The 5854-nt window shown below is 61.0% G+C and carries 9 protein-coding genes; 3 read left to right on the forward strand and 6 right to left on the reverse strand.

Features of this window, described 5'->3' with window-relative positions:
* Positions 1–319 (reverse strand): hypothetical protein (locus AC1DOC_RS27745; protein ID WP_478130928.1); only part of this gene is annotated, 319 nt, incomplete at its 3' end.
* A 655-nt stretch (positions 320–974) separates the two neighbouring features.
* Here AC1DOC_RS27745 and AC1DOC_RS27750 point away from each other — a divergent pair.
* Positions 975–1778 carry a type IV toxin-antitoxin system AbiEi family antitoxin domain-containing protein gene (locus tag AC1DOC_RS27750; RefSeq protein WP_478084100.1) on the forward strand — a complete coding sequence of 268 codons (804 nt, stop codon included), beginning with the start codon at positions 975–977 and terminating at the stop codon, positions 1776–1778.
* Between the two features lie 78 nt (positions 1779–1856).
* Positions 1857–2510 carry a nucleotidyl transferase AbiEii/AbiGii toxin family protein gene (locus AC1DOC_RS27755; protein WP_478130929.1) on the forward strand — a complete coding sequence of 218 codons (654 nt, stop codon included), beginning with the start codon at positions 1857–1859 and terminating at the stop codon, positions 2508–2510.
* A 453-nt stretch (positions 2511–2963) separates the two neighbouring features.
* Here AC1DOC_RS27755 and AC1DOC_RS27760 read toward each other — a convergent pair whose 3' ends face one another.
* Together AC1DOC_RS27760 and AC1DOC_RS27765 are read right to left on the reverse strand one after the other, a co-directional pair.
* Positions 2964–3191 carry a hypothetical protein gene (locus AC1DOC_RS27760; protein ID WP_150106814.1) on the reverse strand — a complete coding sequence of 76 codons (228 nt, stop codon included), beginning with the start codon at positions 3189–3191 and terminating at the stop codon, positions 2964–2966.
* 207 nt (positions 3192–3398) lie between these two features.
* Positions 3399–3764, reverse strand: coding sequence for a hypothetical protein (locus AC1DOC_RS27765; RefSeq protein WP_018907264.1), 366 nt, complete (start codon positions 3762–3764; stop codon positions 3399–3401).
* Positions 3765–3822: 58 nt separating this feature from the next.
* On the opposite strand from AC1DOC_RS27765, the gene AC1DOC_RS27770 reads away from it, so the two are divergent.
* Positions 3823–4230, forward strand: a complete 408-nt coding sequence (locus AC1DOC_RS27770) for a hypothetical protein (RefSeq protein ID WP_018907265.1) — start codon at positions 3823–3825, stop codon at positions 4228–4230.
* Here the strand turns inward: AC1DOC_RS27770 and AC1DOC_RS27775 are convergent.
* The 3 genes from AC1DOC_RS27775 to AC1DOC_RS27785 all read right to left on the reverse strand — a co-directional run bounded on the left by AC1DOC_RS27775 (position 4155) and on the right by AC1DOC_RS27785 (position 5740).
* The gene (locus tag AC1DOC_RS27775; RefSeq protein ID WP_015867285.1) at positions 4155–4427 is read right to left on the reverse strand and encodes a helix-turn-helix transcriptional regulator; all 273 of its coding nucleotides are present in this window, start codon (positions 4425–4427) and stop codon (positions 4155–4157) included. The genes AC1DOC_RS27770 and AC1DOC_RS27775 overlap by 76 nt on opposite strands.
* A gap of 255 nt (positions 4428–4682) precedes the next feature.
* Complete coding sequence (locus AC1DOC_RS27780) at positions 4683–4949, reverse strand: helix-turn-helix transcriptional regulator (protein ID WP_369663562.1); 267 nt, start codon at positions 4947–4949, stop codon at positions 4683–4685.
* Between the two features lie 395 nt (positions 4950–5344).
* On the reverse strand, positions 5345–5740 hold the full coding sequence (locus AC1DOC_RS27785; RefSeq protein WP_015867287.1) for an AP2 domain-containing protein: 396 nt from the start codon (positions 5738–5740) through the stop codon (positions 5345–5347).
* Positions 5741–5854 lie beyond the last annotated feature (114 nt).

Consider the following 5854-nt stretch of genomic DNA (forward strand, 5'->3'; position numbering starts at 1 on the left):
CAAGAAGATTGAGCAGGCAAGGCATTGCCAGCAGGGCAACGAAGACCGCGATGAAGAAGCCTTCTCGGAGCGGGAGCGACCACAGGATGAAGGTAATTCCTGCGGACAAGCCGGCCATCCACAGGCCGTTGAGAAGGAGTGCCACCACGACGGCAAGGCGGGAGGAGTCCTGTCGAAAGGCAATCAGTGCCGCGCCAAGCGGCAGCAAGTGAATCACCATGACCAGCGGTGAGGCCCGCGGATAGCGAGCCATCGCAAGTGCGCCAATCCCGAAGATGGCAACACCAACCCAATCGAGTACCTTCGCCCAGGTTCGCATCCGGATTCCCTCCAACGGGCGCGCGACCTGATTAGCCTGTACCGCCCTAACCCTCGACTACCCGAGGCGTCTCCCGGGAGGAGTACCGCCGCTTATGTTTTTTTGCACCCGCTCGTTGGCCGTTTTCTATGGTGCTGGCGAGATGTTACCCGCAGTAACCCGAGCACACAACGCTCAGGAAGGCCTGAGCTTTCCGCCGGGCGCGAGTATTGGGGCGATGGAACGAAAGTCCGCTCGTGGCCGAGGTCGTGTGGAAACAGCTTCGGTGACCGCGAGGCCGTGATCGGCGTCACGAAGTCGTCCAGTGGCCTCGCCGCAGAAACGGGTGACCTGGCATGCTCCTGGGTCGCCGAGAGCGTTGCAATGGCGATTGAAGAGCCTCACTCCCCCAATAGGCCTTGTCGCCTTCATCGTTTGGTTCATACCCAGGATCGCGATCATGCGCCTCAGGTTGTAAGCCAGCACGTGCAAGCTCATTTCCGTGTTCACGCGTGCGGTGACCCAAGGGTGTTCGACGTCCGGTGTGCAAGAACGTTTGCGTAAATATACAAAAAACGAAAATATTCGCAAACGCTTTTGAACTCAGAGGCCTTCCATTTTGGCCCCCACGCCCCCCACACAAGCTTTCCCCGTTGGGCAGGAAAGAAGCGCAGAGTTGCTGCGCAATCTTCAGTCGCAGGCTCGGTACCTGTTCCGCGAAGACGAGTTCGCCCGCCACACGGGCCGCGAACCGGGCGGCCCCGCGTCCCAGATGGCGCTGCAGCGCCTTTCCAGGGCGGGACGCATCGTATTGGCCCAGAAGAACGCGGCCCGCTGGCTCAGCGTACCTCCGGAGCAAGCGCACTATGGCGCCCCACCAGTCGACTGGTGGCTGGATGACCTCATGCGCGACCAGGAACCAGCGTACTACCTGGCCCTTCTGAGCGCCGCACGCTTTTGGGGTTCGTCCCATTACGCCTATCAAGCCACTCAAGTCATGGTGAGCCGGCCGCGGCGGCCGCTTGCAGTGGGCAAGCTGCGTGTGGAATTCGTTGTCAAGAAGGCCTTGGGCGACACCCCCGTGGTTCACGAGCGGACCAAGATGGCGCGCATGCGCATCAGCACTCGTGAAGCCACCGTGCTTGACCTCATTCGACACCAAAACACCGTGGGCGGACTGGAGGCCGTCGCTCGGATTGCCCACGACCTCCTACCGAAGATGACGTCGGTCGGCGTGCGCGACGCTGTAAGGGCCCTGAACCAAGTGCCGGCCGTCCAGCGCTTCGGGTTCGTGCTCGACCAGCTCGGAGGGGGGCGCTTGGCAGATACGGTCGCCAGCTGGCTGCATCAGCAACGGCGCAGTGTGCAGCCGCTGGTCACGCCCCGAGATGACCAAGCCACCATGCACCTGGTCGACGGCAAATGGGCCATCGAGTACACGTCGAACCAGCACGAACTACTGAAGGAGATGCGAGGATGATCAGCGTGCAGGAACTAGCGCAGTGGCGGCCAGTGGCTCCGTGGAGCGGTTGAACAGGACTACCTCATCAGCCAGGCCGTGGCCGCCATCTTCGAGGACAAGTTCTTGACGGGCCAAGTCGCAATGCGCGGAGGCACGGTGCTTCACAAGGCGCACCTCGCACCGGCGAGCAGGTATTCGGAAGACATCGACTTGGTGCTGGTGGGCGACCGTCCGCCCGGCCACATCAAGAAGGCACTCACACGAGTACTTAAGCCGCTTCTTGGTAATCCGGTCGAGTCGGTGATGACGGACATTCAGTTGACTGTTCGCAACCTGGTGGCCAAGTCAAAAATCATCCGCAGCACATACACCTACGACCCCACGAGTTCTGACGCGGCGATTGCCGTGGCGTCATACGACCTCGACGAGATGCTCGGCACAAAGCTGCGCGCGCTGCTCCAGCGCGAACACGGTCGAGACCTGTTCGACATCGTCTGGGCGTGGGAGACATCGCAACAGCCCCATGCGGTCTCCAAGGTGAACCCGGGTCGAGTCGGCGAAGCCTTCCGCTTCTATATGAGGCAGGAGGGCAGCACGTTCAGCGCTGCCAACATCGAAGCAGAGCTGGTGCGCCGAATGAAGTCGCGCAAGTTCTTGAGCGACATGGACGGCTACTTGGCACATGACAGGACATATTCGCCACAGACCGCGTATGAGCAGTTCTGCCAGGTGTTCTTGCCGCACCTCTGACCCGCGCTGCGCGACTGGATGTGGTGCTCAAACCCCTGTGCAAGCATTTTGCGCATCAGAGCGTTCTGAAGCGTCGCCCCTCGAAGCACAGGAAATCGTCGTTCAACTACGTGGAAACCGTGACGGGCTCGGCCGACAACTTGAACCTCGAGCCGCAAGCCGGTCCCATCTGACCTGTCCCAGAACAGTCACATGCGAAAGCACGAACTGGCTCGGCACATGCCATCGCCAAGGCGTCTCCGGGGAAAAGTGCTCGTACTCAGCTCGGCGAAGCAAAACGGCATATAGGGCCACAGACCGTCGGTTGCCTCGGTTGCCATTGCATCCAGGTAGTCGACCTTCGTCCCGCCGATGGCCACAAAGCCGCTGGCCTCAAGGCCTTTGATGACATCCCCATCACACCTTCTGCCAAGCCACCTGGAAACATCCCTTCGACGGTTGACTCCAGGGCCTTCAGGACCGCGGGCCGCCCAATCTGGTCTTTCGGACGTCGGCGGCACCGGCGAGCGTGCAGGCGCCGTTCTTGTAGACGAGGGCCGCGGTTGGCCGCGCCGGATCGTTCGCGAATACGCGGCCACGCCCGATACCGGCGATGACGGAATTGGGGATGTTGGGACCGTACGGAAGATCGTCGAATAAGGAAGCGACGCGATGGAACTCCGAAGGTCTCAGTTCAAGCATTGGTGCGATTTGAGTTGGTCAGTTGAAGGGCGAACACGGGCTTCCCGGCGGAAAGGCGGTCCCGCACGTCGAGAACTCCGAGGTTTGTAATGCGCCGAACTTCGCTCACCAGCGAGGCGGACGGGTCGCATGGCGCCGTTGAAACGATCACGCGGCTCATCTTTGTGTAAGCGTCAGCTCACGGCCCTCTTGACCGCGGCCGAATCATCAGATGTCGAAGACCTGGCGCAGCATGTGGAACGGCACTCGCCATGAATGCCCGTTGCCCGTGTCGACGGTGGCGGTGCGCTGGTTGATGCGCACGATGACGCCTACCTGCGGCTGGAGGTAGCTGTCGTCGAACGAGACCTTCTCGCCGCAGCGGAAGTCGCCCCGTGAAGGCATGCTCTGCGGTGGTGCTGCGCGCGCAGAAGCCGTTGCGGGCGGGCTTGCAGGATCCGGTGGTTCGACGGCGGCATAGGGCAGCTTCCACTCGCGTCGCGTGCCTTCCTCGTGCAAAGTCACCTGCGTGTCCCTCATGGCGACCACCTTGCCATGGCGCATCTGGCCGTCGCGCCAGTCGAGAAAGCGCACCGTCTGGGCCGATCGCGGCCATCCTAGCTGCCCAGGGCCACCCGACAGCCAAGGGTGGTTGACTCAGTCGTCGAGCGGGATCGAGCGCGGCTCGTGCGTCCTCGGAAAGTTGCGCGGCAAGCATGTCGACGGCGTCAATCACCTCGTCGCGCTCCAGCGTGTAGAGAAATTCGTGCTTGCGGTTGAGCGCGCCGACAACCTCGAGAAATTCCGAGACCGCCCGGGCGACCGCTTCGGTATAGGCCGCGTCTTCCGCGCCCGCCACATTGTTGGCCTCGCGCACCTGCCGCAGCGCATCCAGGAAGGCCGCGCGCGTCTTCTTGACTATGGCGGCAGGGATGCCTTCCCGGCCGTCCCAATGGCGAAGCGGATTCTCGAGATTCTCCTGCATCAGGTAGCGGGCTCGGCTAGATCAACCAGTCCGCGAGAGTTCGAATATCCCTCCGGATCATCAATCCATTGCTGAAGCGCCCCACGCGGCCATCCACAGGCGTGTCCGCCCAAATGCACTTGAGGCGGAAACTTGCATCCGGCAGTCCTGCGATACAAGGTGGCGCGGCTCAGTGCGGTGATCCGTATCACGTCGGCCATGCGAAAAAATGCGGGGCCTGTCGCGCTCGACAGATCAACATGGCGGTGATTGGCATGGGATTCCAATTGCATGACAACTCCTTGAAATTGGGTCGAGCCTTGGCGGCGTGCTTGCGGACATTGAATTTCTGACTTGAAGACTCTGGACAAAGCAGAGCAGCGCTGCCGTTCGGACTCGCCCCGGCAATCGCAGCCCAATCCGGCGGTTCTTAAAAATTGTTATCCGCATGGATTTGCGCCGAGCGTGCGACAAAGCTCGACTTCGGACAACTGACAAATCTGCTAGGGAAGTCCGGTCCGCGAAGGACGCGGAGAGTCTCGCTTCGTTCAGTTCATTCGACTCGGATGCGTGATGGGCGAATTCGAATAGCCGTCCGGATCATCGATCCAGCGCTGAAGCGCTGCACGCGGCCATCCAGAGGCGCGGCCTCCCAGGTGCACGGGAGGCGGGAACTTGCCTTCGGCAATTCTTCGGTATACGGTGGCGCGACTCAGTGCAGTGATGCGAATCACGTCAGCCATGCGAAAGAATGCAGGCATACCGACGGTCTGCGGACCGGGTTCGCGGCGGTTTACGTGGGCGTCGAGTTCCATGACAGATCCTTTTGGGTGCCGTGCTTTCAGGCCGTGCATCGTTGGATGTGAAGTCCCCGGCTTGAAGAGCTCGAATAGGAGCAGAACCAGTGCCAGGCAAGAGTGACTGCGCCCTGAACAGCTGTCGGACCCAGGGGCGGCCTGCTCCCACAAAAAGTTCTCCGCCTGGATCTGCGTCTAGGGTGCGACGAAGTATGTCATTCGACAACTATCACTTTTGACAGTGCATATGAAAATTGCGGGATGGCCTGGTGGAGAGACCGCCGCAACGGTCGGATATCGATCCTTCGTCGATCACCATCGTCCTTCCTGCTTTCTACGGTGCCCATGCACCTCAAGGGCGCTGAGGAATGTGGACTGCTGCAAAATTCATGCGGATAACGGTGCGCCCAAGGTCATGCATGGCGCGACTCCAGCCACTGCTTCATTTGTTCGAGTTGCTTGTCACGCTCGGAGATCGCCAGGTCCAACGCGCGGGCACCATAGCGCCCGACGCTGAACGACTTGCTGACGTTCCGATCACCAATGCGCGTCTGTGCTCGCCAGATCGACGGTTTGCCATCGGGGGTACAACGGATGCAAGTCACGCCAGCGATGCCACTGGGCGAATCGACGCGCGGCTTGGCTGCCTGTACATGGCGAGGCGTGAGCGGCTTCTCGGCTTCGATCTCATCGCGCCATTGTTTGGCGACTTTCAACGAAGCACGAACTCCACCGTGCGTACTGAGCAAGAACACGCGGCGATGGCGCTGGCCTTGCCGGATAAGTGTGACTTCCCAGCGGTCTTCCATGCGCCAGATGCCTCGCATCGAGAACGAATTCGGTGTGCCCTTGGGCATGATCGCTAATCAGAAACTCGCATTCAGGTTGAAGCCGAAGGTGGTCTTGGCCGTGCGATACCCCTC

This window comes from Variovorax sp. 01T439_2, assembly GCF_056398445.1.